A 23,336-nucleotide genomic window follows, 5' to 3' on the forward strand; every position below is an offset into this window, starting at 1 on the left:
TCTTGGACACTTAGACCGGTAATAGGCGGCCTAAGTGTCCAAGATCCATCGAGAGTCGTCAGCGATAGCGTAGCGCGGTCGGGCCCTGAACCTTGGACCCGCGGCGCTGCTTGGCCGGCATGGCCGCCAGCTTCTCGCGCAGCTCGACCGCGTACGCGGCGAGGGCCTCGACCAGGTCGGGAACGCTCGCGTGCGGCGGCTGCACGTCGACGCGCAGACCGAACTCGGTCGCCGTCTCGGCGGTCTTCGGCCCGATCACCGCGACGACCGTACGAGCGTGCGGCTTGCCGGCGATGCCGACCAGGTTGCGCACGGTCGAGGACGACGTGAACAGCACCGCGTCGAAGCCACCCGACTTGATGGCGTCGCGGATCTCGGCTGGCGGCGGGGCGGCCCGCACGGTCCGGTAGGCCGTGACGTCGTCGACCTCCCAGCCGAGCTCGGTCAGGCCGGCGGCCAGGGTCTCGGTGGCGATGTCGGCGCGCGGCAGCAGGATCCGACCGACCGGGTCGAGCACCTCGTCATGCGGCGAGAACTCGGCCAGCAGCCCCTCGGACGACTGCTCACCCGACGGGACCAGCTCCGGCTGCACACCGAACGCGCGTACCGCGTCGGCGGTCGCCTCACCGATGCAGGCGATCTTCACGCCGCCGAAGTGGCGGGCGTCCAGACCGTGCTCGGCGAACTTCTCCCACACCGCGCGGACGGCGTTGGTCGAGGTGAAGACGACCCAGGCGTACCGGCCGTCGACCAGACCCTTGATCGCCCGCTCCATCTGGGCCGGCGTACGTGGCGGCTCGACGGCGATCGTCGGCACCTCGCACGGGATCGCCCCGTACGCGCGCAGCCGCTCACTCATCGCCCCGGCCTGCTCCTTGGTACGCGGGACGAGCACCTTCCACCCGTACAGCGGGCGGTTCTCCCACCAGCCCAGCTTGTCCCGGTGGGCGACGCCCTCGCCGAGGCTGACCACGACCCGGCCGGCGAAGCCGATCACAGCGGTGACCATGCTCTCGACGGTCGACGACGTCGTGTACTGGGTCTCCCCCGTGCCCTCACCGGTCACGGAGACCGGCGTAGTGGCGTCGACTCCCGCGGCGAGCAGCCCGTCGCGGACCGTGGCGAGGTCCCCGGCGTCGACCGCGACCGCGGTGGAGCTGCCACGCGACAGCGCCGCGGCGAGCAGCTCGAAGTCGAGGCTGTGCACGTCGTCGACGTCGGCGACGGTGCGCACGCCGGGCAGCGGCACACCGGCGTAGGTGGCGACGCCTGCGGCTGTGCCGATGCCGGGCACGACCTCGAACGGGACGTTCGTACGCGCGACCGCCTGCACCTCCTTGACCACGGAGTCATGGCCGAGCGGGTCGCCGCCGACGAGGTGAACCGCCTTCAGCCCGGAGCGGGCCGCGGACAGCAGCACCTTGGCCACGTCGCCCGGCGCGCCCTCGGCCGGCGAGAACTGCGCGTCCGGCGCGGCGTCCGCCCGGATCGCGGCGAGCATCGCCTCAGGGACGTGTCGGTCATATACGACGTGATCGGCGGTCGTCACGGCGTCGTACGCGCGGCGCGTGAGCAGGCCGGGGTCACCCGGCCCAGCGCCCACGAATACGATGCGACCGGTGGTCTTACGGGTCATGCTGTACTCCCCAGTACAGAGTCAGCGCCTTGGGCGAGCAGGTCGGCTGCGAGCAGCCGGCCGACCTGATCGGCCTCAGCGAGCGTTCCGGTGCGCGACAGCCGGACGCCGAAACGACCATCCGGGCTGAACACGGCACCGCGCACGTAGATCTCGAGGCCGTTGTCGCCTTCGGCGACCTCGGCCAGGGCGGCGACCGGTGCGGAGCAGCCGGCCTCCAGTTCCGCGAGCATGGCTCGCTCGGCCGTCACCGCAGCACGGGTGTCCGTGTCGTTGAGGACGGCGAGCAGCTCGAGCAACTCGTCGTTGTCTTCCCGGCACTCAACGGCCAGCGCCCCTTGAGCCGGGGCGGGCAGCACGAGCATCGGGTCGAGAATTTCGGTTGCCTCGGCCGCCCGGCCGAGGCGGGACAGACCGGCACGCGCCAGGACGATACCGTCCAGCTCGCCCTGAGCGACTTTACGCAACCGAGTATCAACATTACCTCGAATTGGTACACATTCGAGATTTCTGCCGAGCGCGGCGATCTGGGCGATTCGCCGAGGCGAGCCGGTGCCGATCCGCGCGCCACCCGGAAGCTCGGTCAGCGTCCGCCCGTCTCGGGCGACGAGCACGTCACGGGGGTCCTCCCGCGGCGGCACGGCGGCGATGCGCAGGCCCTCGCCGAAGGTCCGGGGCGCGGTGGAGCCCCGCGGGCCGGGCCCCTCGTGCAGGGACGTCGGCAGATCCTTGTAGGAGTGGACCGCGAAATCGATCTCTTTGGCCATGAGTGCGTCCCGGAGAGCGCTGACGAACACGCCGACCCCCAGGTGGGCGATCGGGGCGCTCGACCGGTCACCGGCCGTGCTGATCTCCACCAACTCGACCTCGCGCCCGGTCTTGGACCGGACGGCGTCGGCGATCATGCCGGACTGGGCCATCGCGAGAGCGCTTGCCCGGGTGCCCAGCCTCAGCTTCCCATGGACCGTCATGACTCCTCCGACCTCGGAACATCGACGCCGCACGCGCCGACAGGGTCGATGGCCTGCGGAATCTCCAGGTCGAACAGTGCCCGCAACGCGACCGCGTATGCCTCGCCGCCGGGCTCGGCGGCGAGTTGACGCACCCGCACCGAGGGCAGGTGCAGCAACCGCTGCACGATCCGGTGCACCGTGTACGCCACGTCGTCGCGCTGCTCGTCGGTGAGGTCCGGGCGGCGCTGCCGTAGCCGACCCAGCTCCGCCGTGACGACCTCGTCGGCCCGGGCCCGCAGCGCGGCGACCGTCGGTGCGACGTCGGAGCTGCGCTGCCAGTTACGGAACGCCTCCACCTCGTCGGTCACGATCGCCTCGGCCGCCCGGACGTCGGTGTCGGCCGGCAGGCCGAGCTGCTCGCCCTCCGGCAGGACGACGTCCCCGGCGACGCCGATGACGTTGGCGGCCTCGCCCGCCCGCTCGTCGGCGGCGAGACCGATGCGCTCCATGTCGACCAGGATCACGCCGGGCAGGTCACCGACGCCGGGCGCGACGTCCCGGGGCACGGCGAGGTCGAGTACGAGCAGTGGCCGCGCCGTCGAGTCCGACCTCCGCGCGGCCAGCAGTTCGGGGGTGAGCACCGGCTCCGGCGAGGCGGTGGCACACACCACCAGATCGACCTTTGCCAGTGCCGAAGCGAGCTCGTCGAAGGGCACGGCCTCGGCGTCATAGTTGGCCGCGAGCCGCTGCGCCCGCGCCGCGCCGCGGTTGGCGACGTAGATGTGACGCGCGCCGGCCCGGCGCAGCGTGGCGAGAGCAAGCGCACCCATGGCGCCCGCGCCGATCACGAGCGCGTCCGCCGGCGCCTCCACCGGGAAGCCCTCGGTCTGCTCGCCGTACAGGCTGGACAGGCCCAACCGGAGCGCCGCGGTGACGACGCTCTGGCCCGCGCGGTCGATGTCGGTCTCGGCGTGCGCACGCTTACCCACCCGCAGCGCCTGCTGGGTCAGCTCGTGCAGCAGCCGGCCGGCGGTGCTGTGCTCGGTGGCCACCGCGTACGCGTCGCGCAACTGGCCGAGGATCTGCGCCTCGCCGACGACCATGGAGTCCAGCCCGGCGGCCACGCGGAAGGCGTGCCGGACCGCGTCGGAGTCGTAGTTGACGTAGAGGTGCGGGGCCAAGTCAGCGACGGAGCAGCCGGCTCGCTCGGCGAGCACGGCACCGATGTCGGAGAGACCGCCGTGGAACGCCGACACCGCCGCGTATACCTCCACCCGGTTACAGGTGGACAGCACGAGGGCCTCGCCGACGTACTCCTGGGCGAGTAAACGGGTCAGCAGTTGGGGGATCTGGTCGGCGGTCACTGCGAGCCGCTCCAGCAGGGGGACTCCAGCGGTGCGGTGCGAAACGCCGACAACGAGCAGGTTCACGTAGCGAGCGCCTCCCCATCGAGGGTTGGACGGATCTTCATGCTGCCGTCGCCGGTGGGCGACGGCAGGGTGGTCAGCGCCGATTTGCGATGCTCGTGGAACGACAGGATCTGAAGCTCGATCGCCAGATCGACCTTTCGCACGTCGACCCCGTCGGGCACGGACAACACGCACGGCGCGAAGTTAAGGATGCTGGTGACACCCGCCGCGACCAAACGATCGGCGACCGACTGGGCGGCGTGGGCGGGCGTGGCGATGACGGCGATCGAGATCGCCTCGGCGGCCACCACCTCGGGCAGCCGCGCGATGTCGTGCACCACCAGGCCGTTGATGCGCTCACCGATCCGCCCCGGGTCGGCGTCGAACAGCGCGGCGATACGGAATCCTCGACTGCTGAACCCAGCGTAACCGGCAAGCGCGTGACCAAGGTTACCCACACCGACGAGGGCGACGGCCCGTCGTTGGGTGAGGCCGAGGACATGCTCGATCTGCGCGATCAGCAGGGCGACGTCGTAGCCGACCCCGCGGGTGCCGTACGAGCCCAGGTGAGACAGGTCCTTGCGCAGTTTGGCGGAGTTCACACCGGCCGCGGCGGCCAAGCCCTCGCTGGACACCGTGTCGAAGCCGGTCTCCGCGAGGTTGTGCAGGGCACGGAGATACTCCGGTAGCCGGGCGACGGTGGCTTCGGGAAGGTCCGGGAAGACGGCCCCGTCGGATACACCGGCGGCTTGCCCGTTGCGCTGCTGGCTCATCTGACTCCGAGACGTCGAACGTACTGGGAACCCCTCGTGCGCAGCCCTTGAAGGGCTGTGCTATCAGGCTCGACGTCGTAACAGAGTAGGCGTTTGTGAACGCTTGCACAAACTCACGATCTTGAAGAAGCCCATGGTCAGCGCGACTGGGCGGAGAGACGCCCTCTTCCAGACCGTGCAGAAAGAGGGGCGCGCTCCGCCCAGAACAAGGGCGAAACCCGACTAAAGGTACAGCTACCTGAGCGCCTGAGCGCCGACCGCCGCGCGGGCCAGCGAGACCGCTTCCAGCAGGCTGGTGGCGACCGGCACACCGACCTCGGCGAGCCGATCCGGATGAGTGAAGCCACCGCCGTAGAGCACGCAGGCCGCGCCGACCGCCGCCGCCGCGTGCGCATCGTCAGCCGAGTCGCCGATCAGCACGGCGTCGGCGGCGGCCACCCCAAGGGCATCCAGGTGCCCGACCAGGTGCTCCGCCTTGTGACCGCCGGCGACGACGTCCGGACGGAGCCCGTCGATGCGCTCGAACACGGCGTGCAGCCCGCGCCGGGTCACCTCCGGCACAAGCTCCTCGTGGAACCACATGGACAACAGCGACTGGGTGCCCGGCCAGGCCTTCATCGCCGCCTCGGCGTCGGCCGCGAGCCCGCAGTCGAGCAGGCCCTCCCGGTAGAAGTCGTGGTAGACCCGATCGAGCTGGAGGAACTCCTCCGTCGACAGCGACCGGCCGAGCACGTGGCCGTAGTAGTCGGCGATCGGGCGGCGGAAGTCGCGCCGGTGATCGTCAGTGGTGATCTCCGGGCCGCCGATGGCCGTGAGTGAGACGTTCGTCGCAGCGACAACGAGGGTCAGATCATCGAGCAGGGTGCCGTTCCAGTCCCAGACAAGGTGAGCCACGCGGCAACCTTAGCGACCGGGACCGACGCTAGCGACCGAGATCTCGCAGCAGTCGATCTTCCTCGACCCGCCAGTACCCGTGCTCCTTGCCGTCGAGGAGCACCACCGGGATCCGGTCGCCGTACTCCCCTTCCAACTCCCGGTCGCCGCTGATGTCAACCTCGTGCCAGCTCTCGCCCGACGCCTCGGCGACCCGCGCCATCGCCCCCTTGGCGACGTCGCACAGGTGGCACCCCGGTCGGGTCAACAGCACGAGCCGGTCAGCCACCGAGCTCTCCCTTACGGACCTTGCCCGTCGCGGACTTGGGCAGCTCGGCAAGGAACTCCACCGCGGTCGGGCACTTGAACCGGGCGAGGTTGCGCTCGCAGTAGGCGATGATCTCCTCGGCCGTGACCGTAGCGCCGGGGCTGCGGACGACGTAGGCCTTCACGGTCTGCTGGGTGTACGGGTGCGGCACCCCCACCACGGCCGAATCGGCCACCGCCGGGTGGCTGCCCAGCACCAGTTCGACCTCGTGGGGGTACACGTTGAACCCGCTCACGATGATCACGTCACCGACCCGGTCCACCAGGAACAGGTCGCCGTCGGCGTCGGCGTACGCGATGTCGGCGGTCGACCACCAGCCATCGGCGTCCGGGCCGTCAGCCCCGTCCGGCCAGTACCCGGAGAAAAGATTCGGGCCGCGCGCGACGATCACGCCGGGATCCGTCCCGGGGCTCTCCGGCGAGTCGTACTCGACCTCGAAGTCCTCGTCGTCGATCCCCTCGTCGTCGACGGCGCCGACCACGTTGCCCTCCGCGTCGACGAGCTTGACTTCGACGTCGGGCAGCGGGCCCCCGATCGACCCCACCTTCGGGGACTTGTCCCCCAGCGTCGTGGTGAGCACCGGCGCGGTCTCGGTCAGCCCGTACCCCTCGTACACCGGCCGGCCGACGACCTCGGCGAACCGGCGCGCGGTCTCGACGTCCAGCGGCGCGGCGCCGGAGACGGCCACCCGGACGCCGGCGAACGCGGTCGCCAGCTGGTCGCCCATGAGCGACCAGGCGACGAACATCGGCGGTACACCGACGACCACCGTGACGCCGTGGCGGCGGATCCGCGCGAGCGTGTCCGCCGGGTCGAATCGCTCGACGAGGACGCCGCACGCGCCGTGGTAGGCGATGGCGCCCAGGCCGGTATTGAGCCCGTACGAGTGGAACAGCGGCAGCGTGAGCAGCACCACGTCGTCCGCGTTCATGGGCTGCGGTTCGATCGCGGCGAGCTGGGCGTGGTTCGCAATCAGCGCCCGGTGCGACAGCATCGCGCCCTTGGGCATCCCTGACGTGCCCGAGGTGAAGAGCAGAACGGCGATGTCCTCACCGCCGGCGGTCGGCTCCACCGGGTCCGGGGCGCCCGCGAGAAGCTCGGCGAAGGGGCGTGCGGCGATGCCACCGTCACCGGTCGATTCACCCAGGGTGTACGCGTACCGCAGCGTCGGCACGTCGACGCCGGCGAGGGCATCGAGAACGGCCGGCGTCCCGACGATCACCTCGGCACCGGTGTCGGTCAGCACGTACTGCAGTTCCCGCGCCGTGTAGCCGGGGTTGACCGGCACGACGACCAGGCCGGCGCGCAGCGCGCCGAAGTAGGCGGCGGCGAAATCCGGAACGTTGGGCAGCGCGATCGCCACCCGGGGCGCCACGGCCGCGTCGGGCTCGGCCCGGACGAGGTCGCGCAGCACGGTGGCCACGGCGTCGACCTGCCCGTCCAACTCCCCCCAGGTGAGCACCTGGTCGTGCCAGCGCAGCGCCGGGCGAGCGGCGCCCATCTCTGCGGCTCGACGGACGAGATCGGCCACGTTTCGTACGTCCTGCACGATGGATCACACTATCGCGTCCGGGCCGCTCGAATCACCGCGAGGGCGGCGTGCGCGGGTGCGGATAGGTATCGATGAGTAGCCGTTCGGCGGATATCCGCGTGCCGTAACGGCCATCGATGACCACCACACACGCGATCTTTCGGACCTTCACGCACAAACCGGGCCCGTTCGCGTCGCGCGACGCACACGGTGTGCGACGGAGGGCCTGTCAAATCGGGAAACCTCCCACCTGTAACCGAGTGCCCACGCGTTGGTGAATAAGCCCCCCCTTATAGTCACGAGCAGTTCACCCCTTTTGGGGGGATTAATACCCCTCACCCCCGAGGAGGCCGGAGTGCCCTACTTTGCGCTATATCAGCGCTTCTCGGGCGCGGATCGGGGCGCCGAGTGCGCCACGCCTACGCCACTTGTCCCAGGGCTGACCGCCACCGTCCGCGAGCTCGGGAAGTGCGCGTGAACGCGTACGAGTTGGGTTTCGGCCCTGAGGTCCTCGCGGCCCGCCTCGCCCTCGCCGAGAGCCTGCACCTGGCCGGCACGACGGCGGTCCGCAGCGACGGCGGCGTACCGCACACCCGTCAGCGCCCGCACTCCGGTGGCCTACCCGGGGCCCGCCACGCTCCGGAAGCGGATACCCGCGCGGGCGACGGCCGAGGGATGCCGGCCGGCCGCGTGTCGCCGGAGGGCCACCCGGAGGCCTCCGGGACCGGCTCCATCGCGATCGACACCGAGTCGGATCCGCACGCGGGCGGTGGTCCGAACAGCCCGCCGCCGGGCTACCCGGACCGGCCCGACTCCGACGATGCGGCAACAGCCGTCTGGCTGCTGGTCGAGCGGGCCCAGGCGGGCGATGCCGCGGCGTTCGGGCAGATCTACGACCGCTACTTCGACACGGTCTTCCGGTTCGTGTACTTCCGCGTCGGCAACCGGCAGCTCGCCGAGGACCTGACCGCCGACACGTTCCTCCGGGCACTCAAGCGCATCGGCAGCTTCACCTGGCAGGGCCGCGACCTCGGCGCCTGGCTGGTCACCATTGCCCGCAACCTGGTCGCCGACCACTTCAAGTCCGGTCGGTACCGGCTGGAGGTCACGACCGGCGAAGTACTCGACGCCGAGCGCGCCGACAGTGGCCCCGAGGGCAGCCCCGAGAGCGCCGTCGTCGACCACATCACCAACGTGGCGCTGCTGAAGGCGGTCAAGCAGCTCAACCCGGAGCAGCAGGAGTGCATCGTGCTGCGCTTCCTGCAGGGCTTCTCGGTCGCCGAGACCGCACAGACGATGGGTAAGAACGAAGGCGCGATCAAGGCCCTGCAGTACCGCGCGGTCCGCACCCTCGCTCGGTTGCTCCCCGACGGCTTCCAGCCGTGAGGCGCAGCCTCGCAAGATCTCGTCGCAAATAGTGCCGCAACTCACGTTTCGGACGGCCGTAACCGGAGTCTGTGCACCTCCGTTGGATGGAGTACGACCGGTGGCGGGGCGCCCGCTGGTCCCGGTGGCGACCCGTGCCATCCCGTCGCGCCACACACTCGCGACGAGCGAAGGCGGGTGTTCGCGGTGAACCTCTTCTTCTTCCGCCGCCAGCGCGCCGAGCGCTTCGCGCAGCTCCTGGACAACGCCTACGGTGGCGCCCGCCACCCCGACGCCTGTTTTACGGCCGACCAGGAACTGAACGACCTGATGGGCGTAGGCGACCGGCTGCGCCGGATCGACGTCGACGCGCAGGCAGACCCGGAGTTCCGTACCGACCTGCGCGCCATGCTGATGGCGACGATCGAACGCGACGGCATCGGAGCGAGCGCCGTCGAACCGGACGCCACTCGCCAGTTCGCCCGCCGACCGGCCGCTACCGCGTCGATGCTGGCCTGGCTTCCGCTACGCAGCCGGCGGGCCCGTGGCGCGGTAGTGGTCGGGCTGGCCGTCAGCGCCCTGGCCCTCGCCAGCATGTCCGCGCTGAGCGGCGACGCGAAGCCCGGCGACGCGCTGTACGGGGTGAAGCGGTCCGGCGAGCAGGCCCAGGTGGCGCTGTCCAGCTCCCAGCTCAGCCGCGGCCAGCTGTACCTCGACTTCGCGAGGACCCGACTGAACGAGGCCGCCGCAGGGCGCGGCGACGTCGTCGCGATCCTCGCCGATATGGACGGCGAGACCCGTCAGGGCGTACGGCTGATCACCGCGACGGCCGTCGAACGGCGCGATCCCGCGTCGCTGGACCCGATCGACGTGTTCGCCGCGGGTCAGCGGCACACGATCGCCGGCATGCTGGCCACCCTCACCGGCACGCCGCGCACCCGTACCGTCGCCTCGCTGCAGCTTCTCGACCAGATCACACAGCGGGTCGCCACCCTGCGCACGAGCCTGAACTGCGGTGACCTCTCCGGTTCCCCGGTCGACGAGCTGGGCCCGGTCCCCGGCGGCTGCGCGATCCAGAATCCATCGGCGAGCGGCGTCTACGGGGCCCCGACCGGAAGCTCTCCGGCCCGGAACGACGCCACGCAGGCGCCGGCGAGCGGATTGGGTGTCACCACGTCCGGGACGACCCCCCGCGGCATCACGGTGACGCGGCCCGCTGCGCAGACCCCCGCCACGAGCGCGCCGCAGCCGAGCCAGCCGGCCGACGACGGCCTCCTGGACCGGATCGCGCGCATGCTCGGCGTCGGCTGAGCAAACGGCGACGGTCGACACACCCGTTCGCGTATATCGGCGGGCGTGTCGACGCATGTCTGCCACGTGTAAGCCTGTTGTCCACCCACGACCCGCTACAGGACGGATACCCTCATTTAAGACGGCCCGAGGGAGCCGCCGGAATGTCGGACAGGGGGGCGAGAATGGCGAGCCGGATCCAGAGCCGCCGGAAGTCACGCGCCGGTGCTGCATCGACGAAGCTGGTCGACCCGCTTTCGGGTTGGGCGGCCGCAGAGGTCGAAGCGGCGCTCACGGTGCCGGCGGACCCGGGCGCGGCCGCATTCTTCGACGTCGACAACACCATGATGCAGGGCGCCTCGATCTACTACCTGGCGCGGGGCCTCGCTTCCCGCAAGTACTTCACCACCGGCGACCTGGTGCGCTTCGGGCTGCAGCAGCTCAAGTTCCGGCTGCTGGCCTCGGAGAACTCCGGCGATGTGTCCGCAGCCAGGGACGCCGCTCTGGCCTTCGTGGCCGACTGGCACGTCGACGACCTGGAGCGGTTGAGCGAGGAGATCTTCGACGAACTGATGGCCGAGCGGATCTGGGCCGGCACCCGGGCTCTGGCCCAGATGCACCTGGACGCCGGCCAGCGCGTCTGGCTGGTGACCGCCGCCCCCGTGGAGCTCGGCCGAGTCATCGCCAAGCGGCTGGGCCTGACCGGCGCGATCGGCACGGTCGCCGAGGTTCGTGACGGTCACTACACCGGACGGCTGGTGGGCGACCTGATGCACGGCCCGGCCAAGGCCGAGGCGATCCGGGGACTGGCCGACGTCGAGGGTCTCGACCTGACCCGCTGCTCGGCCTACAGCGACTCGGTCAACGACATCCCGATGCTGTCCGCCGTCGGCCACGCGGTCGCCGTCAATCCGGACACGGCGCTGCGTAACGAAGCCCGCCGGCGCGGATGGGAGATCCGTGACTTCCGCACCGGCCGCAAGGCCGCGAAGGTGGCCGTGCCAACCGCCGTGGGCACGGCGGCAGCCGCTGGCGCTCTGGTCGCCGGCGTCGCCTTGGCACGGCGACGCCGGGGCGCGCATGAAAGCCGCCTCCTGATCGGACGCAACGGGCGGTGACCGTAGGACGGGGGCGCCGCTTGCCGGCGTTCGGCAGCCTCGCCGTGGCGCTCGTCGCAGCCGGTGCCTTCCTCGCCGGCTCGCCGCCGCAACGGGCCACCCCCGCGTCCGCCGGCGCCACCCCGTCCCTACCCGACCTCGCGCAGGTCTGGCCGAACGCCCGCCCGTCCGACGCGCCGGGGCTACTGGCCGACGGCTCGGCGTACACGCCCCTGCTGTACTTCGATCCGCAGACCTCGATCGGCTCCGCGCCGACACCCGACAAGACGGCGGTACGCATCATGCTGCGTACCGGCGCCAGCCAGGTACGTGAGCTGCACCGGGCTGCCACGGGCGGCAATCCGCAGTTCGCCGGCTTCGTGGCCAGCGGCGACGACGTGGTCTGGGCAGAGTCGACAGCCGACGCCAGCGGGCATGCCGAGACCCGCCTGTGGAAGGCCAACTGGCGTACGGGCGGGCCGGCCGCATCGATCACCGCGGACACCGGCGACGCCATCTTCTTCAACTCCCAGTACGACCTCGTCATCGCCGACGGTCGGGTCCACTGGGCCGCCGCCGCGCGCAGCGCGGAGGTCGTCACCGAGGTCCGCTCCGTCCCACTGGGCGGCGGCAAGGTGGACGTCCGGAAGGTGCCCGGGGCGTACGCCCTGTCGGCATGGCCCTGGCTGGTCAGCGCCGGCAGCGGCCAGGCCGGGCCGGTCGAGTTGTACGACATGGTCGCTGACCGGAAAGTCCGGGTGCCGGCGGCATCGACCGAGCTGCTCGCCTGCACCCCGGCCTGGTGCCGGGTACTGGTTCTCAGCGGCACCGGCGGGCCGGCCCGCGTCGATCTGATGCGACCGGACGGGAACGGGCGTCGCCGGATAGCCGGATCACAGACCAGCGCGGCAACGGCCGACGTGGCGCTGCTCGACCGGTTCGAGGTCCTCTCGCAACCCGGCCCGGACGGCTCCCCCACCAGCAGTCAGCAGTTGATGGTCCACGACGCCGCGAAGAACCGGACGGTCATCGTGTCTCGGGGCGTCGGTACGATCTCCGCCCGCGGCGGCGTACTCGTCTGGTCCACCGGCGACAACGAGGCGCTCGGGTGGCATGCGCTGGACCTGCGCAGCCTGTCCTAAAGACCGGTCAGGCGGACCAGGGGTCAGGACGCAGCTCCAGCAGCCGGTACAGGCTCTGCTGGATTGTCTCGCGTACCTGATCGGCGAGGTTGAACACGACCATGGGATCGTCCCCGGAGTCCGCCAGGCCCTCGGTGGTGATCGGCTCGCCGAACTCGATCAGCCACTTGCTCGGCAGCGGCACCACGCCGAGCGGCCCGAGCCACGGGAAGAGCGGGGTGACCGGGAAGTAGGGCGTGCCCAGCAGCCGCGCCAACGGTCGGATGTTGCCGATGAGCGGATAGGTCTCCTCGGCGCCGACGATCGAGACCGGAATGATCGGCGTACCGGTGCGCAGCGCGGCCGAGACGAACCCGCCGCGCCCGAAGCGCTGCAGCTTGTACCGGTCGGCGAAGCGCTTGCCCACGCCCTTGAACCCCTCGGGGAACACTCCGACCAGCTCACCGGAGCGCAGCAGTCGCTCGGCGTCCGGGTTGCAGGCGAGGGTGCTGCCGGACTTGCGGGCGACCTCGGACAGCCCCGGCATGCGGAAGACGAAATCGGCGCCGAGCAGGCGCAGGAAGCGCTGGGCGGGGTGCTCGTCGTGTACGGCGACGGCCAGCATCGCCGCGTCGAGCGCGATCGTGCCGGAGTGGTTGGCGACGATCAGCGCCGCGCCCTCCTCCGGCAGGTGCTTGACGCCGTACGTCTCGACGCGGAACCAGGTCCGGTAGAGCGGGCGCAGCGCGGGGAGGAAGACGGACTCGGTGAGCTGCTTGTCGAAGCCGAACTCGTCGACGGAGTAGTCGCCGGTGAGGCGGTGGCGCAGCAGCGCGAGCAGACCGGCCACCCGCCGATCCCAGGCGTCGCCCTCGGACGTCGGGTCGGCGTCCGCCGCCTCGTACCGACCGTCGGTCATCGGTCCCCTTCCACGGTGCCCCGGATCCGCTGGATGCTCTCCAGGATCGACCGCTCGGCCGCGCGCACCCGGTGTGGGCCGAGCGGCCCGAATCCGGCCCCGCGGATGAAGTCGTCGAAGGCTGCCGCCGTGGAGCGCGGTTCGAAGCCGAACTCCTCGATCAGCCGGGTGGTGTCCACCACCCGACCGTGAACGAACAGGTCCAACTGGTCAAGGGAGAAGTCGAGCGCTCCCGAACTCTTTGCGAAACCGGCGACCGCGGAGAGGCCGGGCTCGACGACGGGGAACGTGACGCGGCCGGCCCGCCGGATCGCCTGGGACAGCGTGAGCACCCCCGCTCCGGCCACGTTGTACATGCCGGGGTGGCGCTCCACGATCGCCCGGTGCAGCACCTCGAGCCCGTCATCGACGTGGATGAACTGCAGTCGCGGATCGCGCCCGAGGACCGTGGGCACCACGGGCAGCGCGAAGTACCGGTTCAGCCGGGTACCGGCGTGCTCACCGATGAACGGCGCGAACCGCAGCACGGTCGCCACGACGTCCGGGCAACGGCGGCGGAAGCCGCGCACGTACCCCTCGATGTCGAGCACGTCACGGCCGAAGCCACCGCGCGGCGCCTCGCGCGGCTCGGTGTCCTCGGTGAAGACCGCCGGGTCGCGGAAGGAGGCGCCGTACGCCGCCGTTGACGACCGGACCACCAGTTTGCGCAGGTCGGGCGCCTGCTGGCACGCCGCGAGCAACTGCATCGTCCCGATGACGTTGAGTTCCTTGCTCGCTCCGCGCCCGCCCGACTGGTAGTCGACGGCGGTCGTGATCGCCAGGTGCACCACCGCCTGCACGCCTTCGTCGCCGAGCAGCCGGGCGATCTCCGGGTTACGGAGGTCGACCCGGTGCAGGTCGACGCCTTCGAGCAGGGGCGCGAGCTCGTCGGGCGGCGCGGTGAGGTCAACCCCGATGACGCGCTCGACCCGCGGGTCGGCGACGAGCCGGGCGGCGACCTGCGCGCCGAGGTGACGGGCCACGCCGGTGACCAGCACGATCCTGGGCGCGCTCCCACGACGCTTCGACACGTCGCTTCGCTCGCTCACGATTCCTCCGTGCTGCGTCCCCGCGTGAGGTGGGCAGATCGGTTAAGACATACCCACGGCGCGTGGGCACGTACCGATCAACGATACGCGCCGACGCACCGCCCGAAGGTCACTTGCCGAGACGGCGACGCTGGACCCTGGTCTTGCGCAGCAGCTTGCGGTGCTTCTTCTTGGCCATGCGCTTGCGGCGCTTCTTGACCACCGAGCCCATACGACTGTCCCCTTGTCACGTACTCGTGGGCGTCAGCCGTCGCCCTAAGCGGCGCTGACACACGGAAATAATGGCGCGTCCAGGGTAGCCGGCACATGACGAGTTCGAAAAATGGGCTCACGGTAGACGCCGTTCACCCCAGGTTCCGCCGCACGTACCCGGCGCAGTCGCCGGTGATCTCACCCCAGTCGACCCCGAACTCCCCGGCCGCGGCCGACTGCGGTGCCACCCCCTGGCGGACGACCTGATCGAAGAAGCGCAGCATCTTCTCCTCGCCGTAGCGCTCGGCCAGCCGCCGCACCGACAGGAACGCCACCCCGTACCGGCCGCTCGCGTCCTCGGCCGAGGCGCTCGCCGCCGGCTCCGTCAGCGCCGGCACCCCCGTGGGGTTACCGGCGCGCACGTACCGGCGCGACGCGCTCAGCAACTCGTACTCGCTCAGCGGCCGCCCGACCATCCGCACGTACTCGGCGACCCCCTCGACGAGCCACCACTGCGCCGAGTAGTCCCGATGCACGTCGACCAGCGTCACCACGTGCGCGAACTCGTGGCGCAGAGTGTCGACGACCTCGTCACCGGCGACCCGCTGGCCATTCAGCACGATCTCGGCGTGGCGCACGGTGATCGGCATGGCGTACCCGGCGACCCACTGCGCCTGGCGCACCCCGTACCAGCGGCCCCACTCCTCCGGCCCGGCGAGGTAGACGAGGTAACGGCCGGGCGGTGGCCCCCAACGGGCGTACCGGTCGGTGACCGCGGCCGCCTTCTCGGCGGCGGCGAGGAGCGCCGGCACCCGGTCTGCGTACCGGGGCGTGGCGGCGACCACCACTCGCGACCCGATCGCCACCCGGAGATCGCTGACCTCCCACGGCCGCGGGCCGAGATCGGACGCGTCGGAGGACCCCAGCTCGACCAGACGGGGTGGCCCGGGGGCGTCCGCCCAGCGGGTCGGGACCGGGATCACCACCGGCTCGCAGCCGGCGACGACGAAGCAGTACCCGATCCGCACGACCGCCCGCCAACCGCCCTCGACCGCCTCCGGCTCGCCGCCGAGCGTCTCGGTCCAGCCCGCGATGTTCATGCTGCGTAGGACGACGAAGCGCCGGCTCAGATCACCCCGGAGAGCACTGTTGCCCGGATCGACCGGAGCGAGGAAGCCCGCCTCGTCACCGCCCAGTAACGCCGCCGCCTGCGCGTCGAGCAGCGCCTGCAGCCGGGCGCGTACCAGGCCGGGACGGTCGATGCTCGACTGCGAGAACGCTATCGCCCCGCCATTGCGGGGACTCCCGGACGGCGAATTCATCGTCATAGCGGTCCGGTCGAGCGGCTGCCACCAGCCGCGGCCCACGGCCATCGCGGCCGGACCGCCGAGCAGGCCGAACAGCGCGGCCAGACCGAGTCCGAGCCGGACGAGCAGATCCCGCTTGGGTACCGGCACCACCCCGGGATCGAGCTCCTCCTCGGTCACGATTTGACGCTACGCGATGCCGCCTCCGGCCGCTTGAGTAACGCGGAAGCCGATGGGTGTCGATCAGCTACGCGACCGCAGGGCCCTCGCGAAGAACGCGACGTTGGCCGGCCGCTCGGCCAGCCGGCGCATCAGGTACCCGTACCACTGAGTGCCGTACGGCACGTAGACCCGCACGGTGTAGCCCTCCCTGGCCAGCCGAAGCTGCTCCTCCGGCCGCACCCCGTACAGCATCTGGAATTCGAATTCGTCGACGCCGCGGTCGAACCACTTCGACCGGTCCTCCGCGATCGTCACGATCCGCGGGTCGTGGCTTGCGATCATCGGGTACCCGTCGCCGGCCATCAGGATGTTCATGCAGCGTACGTACGACTTGTCGACGTCGAGGCGGGACTGGTAGGCCACCGACTCGGGTTCGGCGTACGCGCCCTTGCACAGCCGGATCCGCGATCCGGGCGTCGCCAGCTCACGGCAGTCCGCCTCGGTACGCCGGAGGTACGACTGGAGGGCGACGCCGACGGTCGGGAAGTCGGTGCGCAACCGCGCCAGCATCTCCAACGTGGAGTCTGTGGTGGTGTGGTCCTCCATGTCGAGGGTGACGGTGGTGCCCGCCTCGGACGCCTTGGCGCAGATCAGCCGGGCGTGCTCCTCGGCGAGTTTCTCGTCGAACGCCTGGCCGAGGGCGGACAGTTTCACGCTCACCTCGGCCGCCGGGGTCAGCTCGCTGGCCGCCAGCCCATCGAGCAGCCTGAGGTACTCGTCCCGGGCCGCCTCGGCGCCGGCCGGCGTGGTGGTGTCCTCGCCCAGGTAGTCGAGCGTCACCGCCAGCCCGTCCGCAACCAGCTCACGCGTCACCCGCAGGGCGTCGTCGGATCCCGTACCCGCGACGAACCGGCTCACGATGCTGCGGCTCAGCGGCACGCTCTGGACGAGCCGCTCCGCCCGGGATGACCCGGCAGCGGCAAGGATCACCGATCGGAACATGAGAGGAGCGTAGCCCCCCGCCCCGACCGGTCCGTGCTCGATGGCCACCGGCGGTTCGCGTCCTGGTACGGATGGATACGCCCGGTTTCGCCACCCGGCTGACCCCGCTGGACTAGGGCCTGGCGTATTTCTTGTCTACCTTTGTCGCGTGGACTTCGACGCGTACGCCCGGACGGCCGTCGACATCGTCAACACACCGCTGACGGAGTTGGCCGACCTGACGGAGTTGTTCGGCGAGCAGGAATGGATGGCTGAGGAAGCCACCGAGCGAGACTTCAACGTGATCAAACGCGCCCAGAAACGCCTGCGGGACGTGTTCGAGCACGGCTCCGCCGGCCGCGACGGCGAAGCGGTGAAAGAGCTGAACGCGCTGCTCGAGGCGTACCCGATCCGGCCGCGGATCTCCGGCCACGACAGCAATGACTGGCACATGCACGTGACGGGCCGGGGCTCGGCGGTCAGCTCCGAACTTCTGGCCGGCGCGGCGTGGGGCCTCGCGGTCTGGCTGTGCGAGCACGGGAGTTCCCGATTCGGCATCTGCGCCGACGAGCGCTGCGGCAACGTGTACCTCGACACCTCGTCGAACTGCTGCCGCCGCTTCTGCTCCGAGCGCTGCGCGACGCGCTCGCACGTCGCCGCCCACCGGGCCCGCAAGCGGGCCGCCGAGTCGGAGCCGATCCCCGCGTAGCTCGACCGAAGGGGCTCAGGCGTCCACAACGGACGGCGTGCCCAGGTGCTGGCGGGCGAACGCCAGCGACTCGGCGAGGTCGGCCTCGCGCTCGGCACGGCTGGCGGCCCGGCGGGTGGAGACCTCCACCGCAACCGATCCGGCGAAGCCACGCCGGACGAGCGACTCCAGCAACTCGGCGCAGGGCTGGCCGCCGCGGCCGGGCACCAGGTGCTCGTCGCGACCCTCGCCGGTGCCGTCACCGAGGTGCACGTGGCTGAGCTGGTCACCCATGGCATCGGCCAGCACGAGCGCGTTCGTCCGCGAGGCGGCGCAGTGCGACAGGTCGAGGGTGTAGTCGTCGAACCCGGCGACCGTCGGGTCCCACCCCGGCGAGTAGGGCACGAACTCCCGGCCGGCCATCCGCACCGGATACATGTTCTCGACCGCGAACCGGATCGACGGATGGTTCTTCGCCGCCCGGCGGATGCCGGTCTCGAACCCCCGGGCGTACTCGCGCTGCCAGGTGAAGGGCGGGTGCACCACGACCGTCGGCGCATCGAGGGTCTCGGCCAGCTCAGCCGCGCGCCGAAGCCGCTCCCACGGGTCGGCGCTCCACACCCGCTGGGTCACCAGCAGGCACGGCGCGTGCACCGACAGGACCGGCACCCCGTAGTGCTCGGACAGCCCGCTCAGCGCCCCCGCGTCCTGGCTGACGGCATCGTTCCACACCATGACTTCGAGCCCGTCGTAGCCGAGCGTGGCCGCTACCTCGAATGCCGCGGCGGTGGGCTCGGGGAACACGGACGAGGTGGAGAGCAGGACCGGGGTCACCGCTTCAGCCTAGCCGCCAATACGACAACCGAACCCAAACGCACCCACTAATGACTGACCCCGGTCGGGTATCCGCGCTCAGGAAGAGAGGATGTCGAGGCGGCGTAAAATCACGCCCTCGCGCAGCGCCCACGGGCACATGTCGACGGCTTCGATGCCCAGCCTGCGCATCGCCGTCTCGGCGACCACCGCTCCGGCGAGTAGCTGGTGCGCCCGACTGGCGCTGACCCCCTCCATCTCGGCCAGCGCGGCGGACGGCATCCGCCGGATGAAGCCGAGCACCTGGTGCAGACCGGTGAGCGCGAGCTCCCGGTGCACCCACCGACCGGCGCTCGACGGGGCAGCGCCGGCGAGGCGGGCCAGCGTACGGAAGGTCTTGGAGGTCGCGACCGCCCGGTCCCAGCGCTCGGGCAACTGCCCCAGCGCCTTGCCGATCTGCTCGTCGACGTATTCGTACAGCTTCTCGACCTGTGCCGCGGTCGGCGGATCCCCGCGCAGCCATTCACGGGTGAGCCGACCGGCGCCGAGCGGCAACGAGAGCGCCACGTCAGGCTCCTCGTCGATGCCGGACGCGATCTCCAGCGAGCCGCCGCCGATGTCGAGTACGAGCAGTCGCCCGGCCGACCAGCCGAACCAGCGGCGCACGGCGAGGAACGTCATGATCGCCTCGGCTTCGCCCGAGAGCACCTGAAGGTCGACGCCGGTCTCATCGCGTACCCGGCGGAGGACCGCCGCCGAGTTGGTGGCGTCCCGGACCGCCGAGGTGGCGAAGGCCAGAAGATCTTCCGTCTCGTACGTCGCGGCGGCGTCCCGGGCCTTGGCGACCGCCTCGACCAGCGCGTCGGCGCCGGCCCGGCTCAGCTTGCCGTCCGCGCCGATCTTCTCGGCGAGCCGTAACTCGGCCTTCTCCGAATACGCCGGCCACGGGTGCGCACCGTGGTGAGCATCGACTACGAGGAGGTGAACGGTGTTAGAACCGACATCAAGTACGCCGAGTCGCATCCGCATACCGTAATTCCCACCGGGTAGCCGCGTACCGTAGGTCACGTGGTGGTGGAGATTATGGTCCAGACAGGCAAGCCGGACGACCCCCGCAGCCGTGAGGTCGAGCTTGACTTCCCGCGTGAGTGGGTGGAGTTCGTGGACCCGGCCGACGCGAAGCACCTGATCCGGGCCGACCTGACCTGGCTGCTGTCCCGGTGGACCTGCATCTTCGCCCGCGGCTGCCACGGCGTCGTCGGCGGGCGTGCCGCCGACGGCTGCTGCTCGCACGGCGCGTTCTTCACCGACCCCGACGACGAGAAGCGGGTACGGGCGGCGGCGAAGAAACTGACGCCGGAGACCTGGCAGCACTTCCGGCGCGGCTTCAAGAACTACACCGAGATGGACACGATCGACGGAAATACACCCGCACGGCGTACCGCCACCCGCGGGCCGGACCAGCCGTGCGTGTTCCTCAACGACGCGTCGTTCCCCGGCGGGGGCGGCTGCGCGCTGCACGGGCAGGCGCTGCGCGACGGCGTGCACCCGCTGGAGTACAAGCCGGACGTGTGCTGGCAACTGCCGATCCGCCGGGAACAGGAGTGGATCAAGCGCCCCGACGGCACGAAGATCCTGCAGTCCGTACTCGGTGAGTTCGATCGCCGCGGCTGGGGCGAGGGCGGCCACGACCTGCACTGGTGGTGCACCTCGTCACCCGAGGCGCACGTCGGGACCAAGCCGATGTACCAGGAGTACGGGCCGGAGCTGACGGCCCTGATCGGCAAACCGGCGTACGACAGGCTGGCCGAGATCTGCGCCCGCCGGCTCGAGCTGGGCCTGGTCGCCAAGCACCCGGCGTCGCCGCCCGACGCCTGAGCGGTTCGCGGCTTACGGCTCGAACTTGTACCCGAGGCCGCGCACCGTGACGATGTAGCGCGGCGCCGACGGCTCCGGCTCGATCTTGGAGCGCAACCGCTTGACGTGCACGTCCAGCGTCTTGGTGTCGCCGACGTAGTCCGCGCCCCAGACCCGGTCGATGAGCTGGCCACGGGTGAGCACCCGACCGGCGTTGCGCAGCAGCAGTTCGAGCAGCTCGAACTCCTTGAGCGGCAACTGCACCGCCTCGCCACTCACGGTCACCACGTGCCGGTCGACGTCCATGCGTACCGGCCCGGCGGACAGGGTCGGCGGGGTGAGCTCCGTGGCGTCGCCGACCTGCCGGCGCAGCACCGCCCTGATCCGCGCCACCAGTTCACGGGGCGAGTACGGCTTCGTCACGTAGTCGTCGGCGCCGATCTCCAGCCCGACGACCTTGTCGATCTCGCTGTCCCGGGCGGTCACCATGATGATCGGCACGTGCGACTTGGCCCGCAACTGCCGGCAGACCTCGGTCCCCGACATCTCCGGCAGCATCAGGTCCAGCAGCACGATGTCCGCACCCGTACGGTCGAACTCGGTCATCGCCTCCGTGCCGGTCGCCGCCACGGAGACCTCGAAGCCCTCCTTGCGCAGCATGTACGACAGGGCATCGGAGAACGACTCCTCGTCCTCAACCACCAGCACTCGCGACAACGTACGTCCTTCCTAAACAACCGAACTCGGTTTGATCTCAACCGACTGCGGTAGCGGCACGGAGGCCTCTGGCGGACGGCCAGGAAGCCGCAGGGTGAACGTAGACCCCACACCGGGGGTACTGCTCACATCGACCCGACCGGCGTGATTCGTGGCGATGTGCTTGACGATCGCCAGGCCGAGGCCCGTGCCGCCGGTCGCCCGTGAGCGTGCCCGGTCGGCCCGGTAGAACCGCTCGAAGATCCGGTCCAGGTCCCGCGGCTCGATGCCGATCCCCTGATCGACCACGGAGATCTCCACCGTGCCGACGGTCGTCTTGGTGCCCAGGGTGACCCGGGTGTTCTCTGGGGAGTACGCGATGGCGTTCTCCACCAGGTTCGTCACGGCGGTCACGAGCTGACCCTCGCTGCCGTACACGGTCAGCGCCCGGTCGCCACTGACCAGCACTTCGATGTTCTTGGCCGAGGCCGGCGTACGCGTACGGTCGATGACCTCGGCGATGATCCGGTCGACCGCGACCGGCTGCGGCTCGGGCAGCGGCTCGGCGCCCTGCAGGCGCGACAGCTCCAGCAGTTCGCTGACGAGCCGCCCGAGCCGGGTCGACTCCTTCTGGATGCGCTCGGCGAACCGGCGGGCCGCCGCCGGATCGGGCGAGGCGTCACCGCCTTCGGTGTCGGTCGCCTCCAACAGCGCCTCGGCCAGCAACTGCAGGGCCCCGACCGGCGTCTTCAGCTCGTGGCTCACGTTGGCGACGAAGTCGCGGCGCACCCGGGCCACCCGGTGCGCCTCGGTCACGTCGGCGGCCTCCACCACCACGTGCCCGTCCTCGGCGGCCGACGCGCGCACGTGCACACCGAGCAGTTTTGCGCCGCCACCCTCGATGCTGCGCGGACGGGGCAGGTCCAGCTCGACCTCGCGGCACTCCCCCGTCCGGCGCACCTGGCCGGCGAGGGTACGCACGATGCTGTGCGCGTCGGCTCCGGCGTCGCCGCGCCCCCGCACGAGCCCCATGTCCCAGGCTGCGGGATTGGCCAGCACGGGACGGTCGTCGGCGTCGAGGACCAGCACGCCCACCCGGAGCGCCTCCATGGCAGCCTGGGCCAGTGGAACGCCGGCGGGCTGCAGGATCGGGAGGTCGAGAGATTCAGGTGATTTCGCCAGCGGGCCGCCATCGGAGCCGAGTCCCGCGGGCTGCCCATCCTTTGCAGCTGGTGACACGACCATGAGGGTACGCCGCGACCGGAATGCCGCCATGACGACGGCCGCTGCGACCAGGCAAAGTAGCGCAGCACACATCGCGAGGAGCTCATTGGACGGCACACGCCGATCGTAGGTGCCCGGTACGCCTGCTGATCAGGTCTGATGCCACAATCCCAGCACAGCTTCGTCGACTGTTCACCGACGCGCCCGGACCAGTTCACATATCTATCGCACGAGATAGCCGACCCGACACATAATGTGGGCGGCCAGCCCCAGTGTCAGGAGTGTAATGCGCGAAGAGTTCCGGTCCGACCTGACGCAGGTCGGCCGCACGTTGGTGGCCATGGCGGAGGCGGTCCAAGTGGCCATGCGTCACGCCACCGGAGCACTACTCAAAGCTGACCGGACCGAAGCCGAGCAGGTGTGCGACCGGGACGCCGAGATCGACGCCCTGTACCGCATCGTCGAAGACAAGGTGTACGACGTGATCGCCCGGCAGGCGCCGGTCGCGTCGGACCTGCGGGTCGTCCTGACCGCGCTGCACGTCGCCGGCGATCTGGAGCGGATGGGTGACCTGGCCGAGCACGTGGCGAAGGCCGCCCTGCGCCGACACCCGGCACCGGCGATCGGGCCGGAGCTCACCTCGGTGGTCGAGCGCATGGGCGAGGTGGCCGACCTGCTGGCCGGCAAGATCGCGAGCGCGCTGACCAATCTGGACGCCGTCATGGCCGCACAGCTGGAGCGCGACGACGACGAGATGGACGAGCTGTACCGCCAGCTGTTCAAGATCGTCCTCAAGGCCGACTGGCCACACGGTGTGGAGTCCGCGGTGGACGCCGCCCTGCTGGGCCGCTTCTACGAGCGGTACGCCGACCACGCGGTCAACATCGGCCAGCACGTCATCTTCCTGGTCACCGGCGAGAACGCCCCGTAACCGCTTTGCGAAGGGCGCCCCTGTTCGGGACGCCTTCGGGAAGATGGCGCCCCTCTCCCGGAATAGACCGTAAGACCGGAATAGACCGTAAGAGGGGCGCCC

Annotated in this window: 23 protein-coding genes; 7 read left to right on the forward strand and 16 right to left on the reverse strand. The window is 70.6% G+C overall.

Annotation, left to right across the window (positions count from 1 at the left end; genetic code table 11):
* Window positions 1-58: 58 nt before the first annotated feature.
* The 7 genes from HC028_RS03755 to HC028_RS03785 all read right to left on the reverse strand — a co-directional run bounded on the left by HC028_RS03755 (window position 59) and on the right by HC028_RS03785 (window position 7,521).
* The gene (locus HC028_RS03755) at window positions 59-1,636 is read right to left on the reverse strand and encodes a bifunctional uroporphyrinogen-III C-methyltransferase/uroporphyrinogen-III synthase (protein WP_168072789.1); all 1,578 of its coding nucleotides are present in this window, start codon (window positions 1,634-1,636) and stop codon (window positions 59-61) included.
* The gene (hemC, locus tag HC028_RS03760) at window positions 1,633-2,607 is read right to left on the reverse strand and encodes a hydroxymethylbilane synthase (protein WP_168072791.1); all 975 of its coding nucleotides are present in this window, start codon (window positions 2,605-2,607) and stop codon (window positions 1,633-1,635) included. The genes HC028_RS03755 and hemC overlap by 4 nt, the downstream gene beginning before the upstream one ends.
* Entirely contained in the window at window positions 2,604-4,019 is a 1,416-nt protein-coding gene (locus tag HC028_RS03765) for a glutamyl-tRNA reductase (protein ID WP_168072793.1), read from the reverse strand. The genes hemC and HC028_RS03765 overlap by 4 nt, the downstream gene beginning before the upstream one ends.
* Entirely contained in the window at window positions 4,016-4,771 is a 756-nt protein-coding gene (locus tag HC028_RS03770; RefSeq protein ID WP_168072795.1) for a redox-sensing transcriptional repressor Rex, read from the reverse strand. The genes HC028_RS03765 and HC028_RS03770 overlap by 4 nt, the downstream gene beginning before the upstream one ends.
* Window positions 4,772-5,005: 234 nt before the next feature.
* Complete coding sequence (locus HC028_RS03775) at window positions 5,006-5,665, reverse strand: HAD family hydrolase (protein ID WP_168072798.1); 660 nt, start codon at window positions 5,663-5,665, stop codon at window positions 5,006-5,008.
* A 28-nt stretch (window positions 5,666-5,693) separates the two neighbouring features.
* Window positions 5,694-5,933, reverse strand: coding sequence for a glutaredoxin family protein (locus HC028_RS03780; protein ID WP_168072800.1), 240 nt, complete (start codon window positions 5,931-5,933; stop codon window positions 5,694-5,696).
* Window positions 5,926-7,521, reverse strand: a complete 1,596-nt coding sequence (locus HC028_RS03785; protein ID WP_239075292.1) for an AMP-binding protein — start codon at window positions 7,519-7,521, stop codon at window positions 5,926-5,928. The genes HC028_RS03780 and HC028_RS03785 overlap by 8 nt, the downstream gene beginning before the upstream one ends.
* A 522-nt stretch (window positions 7,522-8,043) precedes the next feature.
* Between HC028_RS03785 and HC028_RS03790 the strand changes: the two genes are divergently transcribed.
* The 4 genes from HC028_RS03790 (at window position 8,044) to HC028_RS03805 (ending at window position 12,397) form a co-directional block, all read left to right on the forward strand.
* On the forward strand, window positions 8,044-8,889 hold the full coding sequence (locus HC028_RS03790; RefSeq protein WP_240939839.1) for an ECF subfamily RNA polymerase sigma factor, BldN family: 846 nt from the start codon (window positions 8,044-8,046) through the stop codon (window positions 8,887-8,889).
* Window positions 8,890-9,066: 177 nt separating this feature from the next.
* Entirely contained in the window at window positions 9,067-10,179 is a 1,113-nt protein-coding gene (locus HC028_RS28350) for a DUF5667 domain-containing protein (protein ID WP_338091264.1), read from the forward strand.
* A gap of 164 nt (window positions 10,180-10,343) precedes the next feature.
* On the forward strand, window positions 10,344-11,276 hold the full coding sequence (locus tag HC028_RS03800) for an HAD family hydrolase (RefSeq protein WP_239075295.1): 933 nt from the start codon (window positions 10,344-10,346) through the stop codon (window positions 11,274-11,276).
* Entirely contained in the window at window positions 11,273-12,397 is a 1,125-nt protein-coding gene (locus HC028_RS03805) for a hypothetical protein (RefSeq protein WP_168072804.1), read from the forward strand. The genes HC028_RS03800 and HC028_RS03805 overlap by 4 nt, the downstream gene beginning before the upstream one ends.
* 7 nt (window positions 12,398-12,404) lie before the next feature.
* Here HC028_RS03805 and HC028_RS03810 read toward each other — a convergent pair whose 3' ends face one another.
* The 5 genes from HC028_RS03810 to HC028_RS03830 all read right to left on the reverse strand — a co-directional run bounded on the left by HC028_RS03810 (window position 12,405) and on the right by HC028_RS03830 (window position 17,046).
* On the reverse strand, window positions 12,405-13,295 hold the full coding sequence (locus HC028_RS03810; protein ID WP_168072806.1) for a lysophospholipid acyltransferase family protein: 891 nt from the start codon (window positions 13,293-13,295) through the stop codon (window positions 12,405-12,407).
* Window positions 13,292-14,383, reverse strand: coding sequence for an NAD-dependent epimerase/dehydratase family protein (locus HC028_RS03815; RefSeq protein WP_239075296.1), 1,092 nt, complete (start codon window positions 14,381-14,383; stop codon window positions 13,292-13,294). Before HC028_RS03815 ends, HC028_RS03810 begins: the two co-directional genes overlap by 4 nt.
* A 109-nt stretch (window positions 14,384-14,492) precedes the next feature.
* Entirely contained in the window at window positions 14,493-14,594 is a 102-nt protein-coding gene (locus HC028_RS03820) for a 30S ribosomal protein bS22 (protein ID WP_007465623.1), read from the reverse strand.
* Between the two features lie 133 nt (window positions 14,595-14,727).
* Window positions 14,728-16,062, reverse strand: coding sequence for a hypothetical protein (locus HC028_RS03825; RefSeq protein ID WP_168072808.1), 1,335 nt, complete (start codon window positions 16,060-16,062; stop codon window positions 14,728-14,730).
* Between the two features lie 63 nt (window positions 16,063-16,125).
* Window positions 16,126-17,046: a proline dehydrogenase family protein gene (locus HC028_RS03830; RefSeq protein ID WP_168072811.1), complete on the reverse strand. Its 921-nt coding sequence runs from the start codon at window positions 17,044-17,046 to the stop codon at window positions 16,126-16,128.
* 148 nt (window positions 17,047-17,194) lie between these two features.
* On the opposite strand from HC028_RS03830, the gene HC028_RS03835 reads away from it, so the two are divergent.
* A complete protein-coding gene (locus HC028_RS03835; RefSeq protein ID WP_168072813.1) occupies window positions 17,195-17,734 on the forward strand; it encodes a CGNR zinc finger domain-containing protein in 540 nt (179 codons plus the stop codon).
* Between the two features lie 15 nt (window positions 17,735-17,749).
* Here the strand turns inward: HC028_RS03835 and HC028_RS03840 are convergent, their stop codons facing one another.
* Together HC028_RS03840 and HC028_RS03845 are read right to left on the reverse strand one after the other, a co-directional pair.
* Entirely contained in the window at window positions 17,750-18,547 is a 798-nt protein-coding gene (locus HC028_RS03840; protein ID WP_168072815.1) for a sugar phosphate isomerase/epimerase family protein, read from the reverse strand.
* Window positions 18,548-18,625: 78 nt separating this feature from the next.
* Window positions 18,626-19,549, reverse strand: coding sequence for a Ppx/GppA phosphatase family protein (locus HC028_RS03845; protein ID WP_168072818.1), 924 nt, complete (start codon window positions 19,547-19,549; stop codon window positions 18,626-18,628).
* Between the two features lie 60 nt (window positions 19,550-19,609).
* Between HC028_RS03845 and HC028_RS03850 the strand changes: the two genes are divergently transcribed.
* The gene (locus tag HC028_RS03850) at window positions 19,610-20,404 is read left to right on the forward strand and encodes a DUF3109 family protein (RefSeq protein ID WP_168073368.1); all 795 of its coding nucleotides are present in this window, start codon (window positions 19,610-19,612) and stop codon (window positions 20,402-20,404) included.
* A 12-nt stretch (window positions 20,405-20,416) separates the two neighbouring features.
* On the opposite strand, the gene HC028_RS03855 is transcribed toward HC028_RS03850, so the two are convergent.
* Window positions 20,417-21,100 carry a response regulator transcription factor gene (locus HC028_RS03855; protein ID WP_168072820.1) on the reverse strand — a complete coding sequence of 228 codons (684 nt, stop codon included), beginning with the start codon at window positions 21,098-21,100 and terminating at the stop codon, window positions 20,417-20,419.
* Between the two features lie 12 nt (window positions 21,101-21,112).
* Window positions 21,113-22,396 carry an ATP-binding protein gene (locus HC028_RS03860; protein WP_373313834.1) on the reverse strand — a complete coding sequence of 428 codons (1,284 nt, stop codon included), beginning with the start codon at window positions 22,394-22,396 and terminating at the stop codon, window positions 21,113-21,115.
* 193 nt (window positions 22,397-22,589) lie between these two features.
* Between HC028_RS03860 and phoU the strand changes: the two genes are divergently transcribed.
* A complete protein-coding gene (gene phoU / locus HC028_RS03865; RefSeq protein WP_168072830.1) occupies window positions 22,590-23,234 on the forward strand; it encodes a phosphate signaling complex protein PhoU in 645 nt (214 codons plus the stop codon).
* Window positions 23,235-23,336: the final 102 nt, after the last annotated feature.

Source organism: Planosporangium flavigriseum, assembly GCF_011947225.1.
Lineage (GTDB): Bacteria > Actinomycetota > Actinomycetes > Mycobacteriales > Micromonosporaceae > Planosporangium > Planosporangium flavigriseum.

Excerpts from the sequence above, each read along its gene's own strand:
- HC028_RS03755 (WP_168072789.1), bottom strand. The coding sequence starts at position 1,636 with ATGACCCGTAAGACCACCGGTCGCATCGTATTCGTGGGCGCTGGGCCG.
- hemC (WP_168072791.1), bottom strand. The coding sequence starts at position 2,607 with ATGACGGTCCATGGGAAGCTGAGGCTGGGCACCCGGGCAAGCGCTCTC.
- HC028_RS03770 (WP_168072795.1), bottom strand. The coding sequence starts at position 4,771 with ATGAGCCAGCAGCGCAACGGGCAAGCCGCCGGTGTATCCGACGGGGCC.
- HC028_RS03800 (WP_239075295.1), top strand. The coding sequence starts at position 10,344 with ATGGCGAGCCGGATCCAGAGCCGCCGGAAGTCACGCGCCGGTGCTGCA.
- HC028_RS03810 (WP_168072806.1), bottom strand. The coding sequence starts at position 13,295 with ATGACCGACGGTCGGTACGAGGCGGCGGACGCCGACCCGACGTCCGAG.
- HC028_RS03820 (WP_007465623.1), bottom strand. The coding sequence starts at position 14,594 with ATGGGCTCGGTGGTCAAGAAGCGCCGCAAGCGCATGGCCAAGAAGAAG.
- HC028_RS03830 (WP_168072811.1), bottom strand. The coding sequence starts at position 17,046 with ATGTTCCGATCGGTGATCCTTGCCGCTGCCGGGTCATCCCGGGCGGAG.
- HC028_RS03845 (WP_168072818.1), bottom strand. The coding sequence starts at position 19,549 with ATGCGACTCGGCGTACTTGATGTCGGTTCTAACACCGTTCACCTCCTC.
- HC028_RS03850 (WP_168073368.1), top strand. The coding sequence starts at position 19,610 with ATGGTCCAGACAGGCAAGCCGGACGACCCCCGCAGCCGTGAGGTCGAG.
- HC028_RS03860 (WP_373313834.1), bottom strand. The coding sequence starts at position 22,396 with ATGTGTGCTGCGCTACTTTGCCTGGTCGCAGCGGCCGTCGTCATGGCG.
- phoU (WP_168072830.1), top strand. The coding sequence starts at position 22,590 with ATGCGCGAAGAGTTCCGGTCCGACCTGACGCAGGTCGGCCGCACGTTG.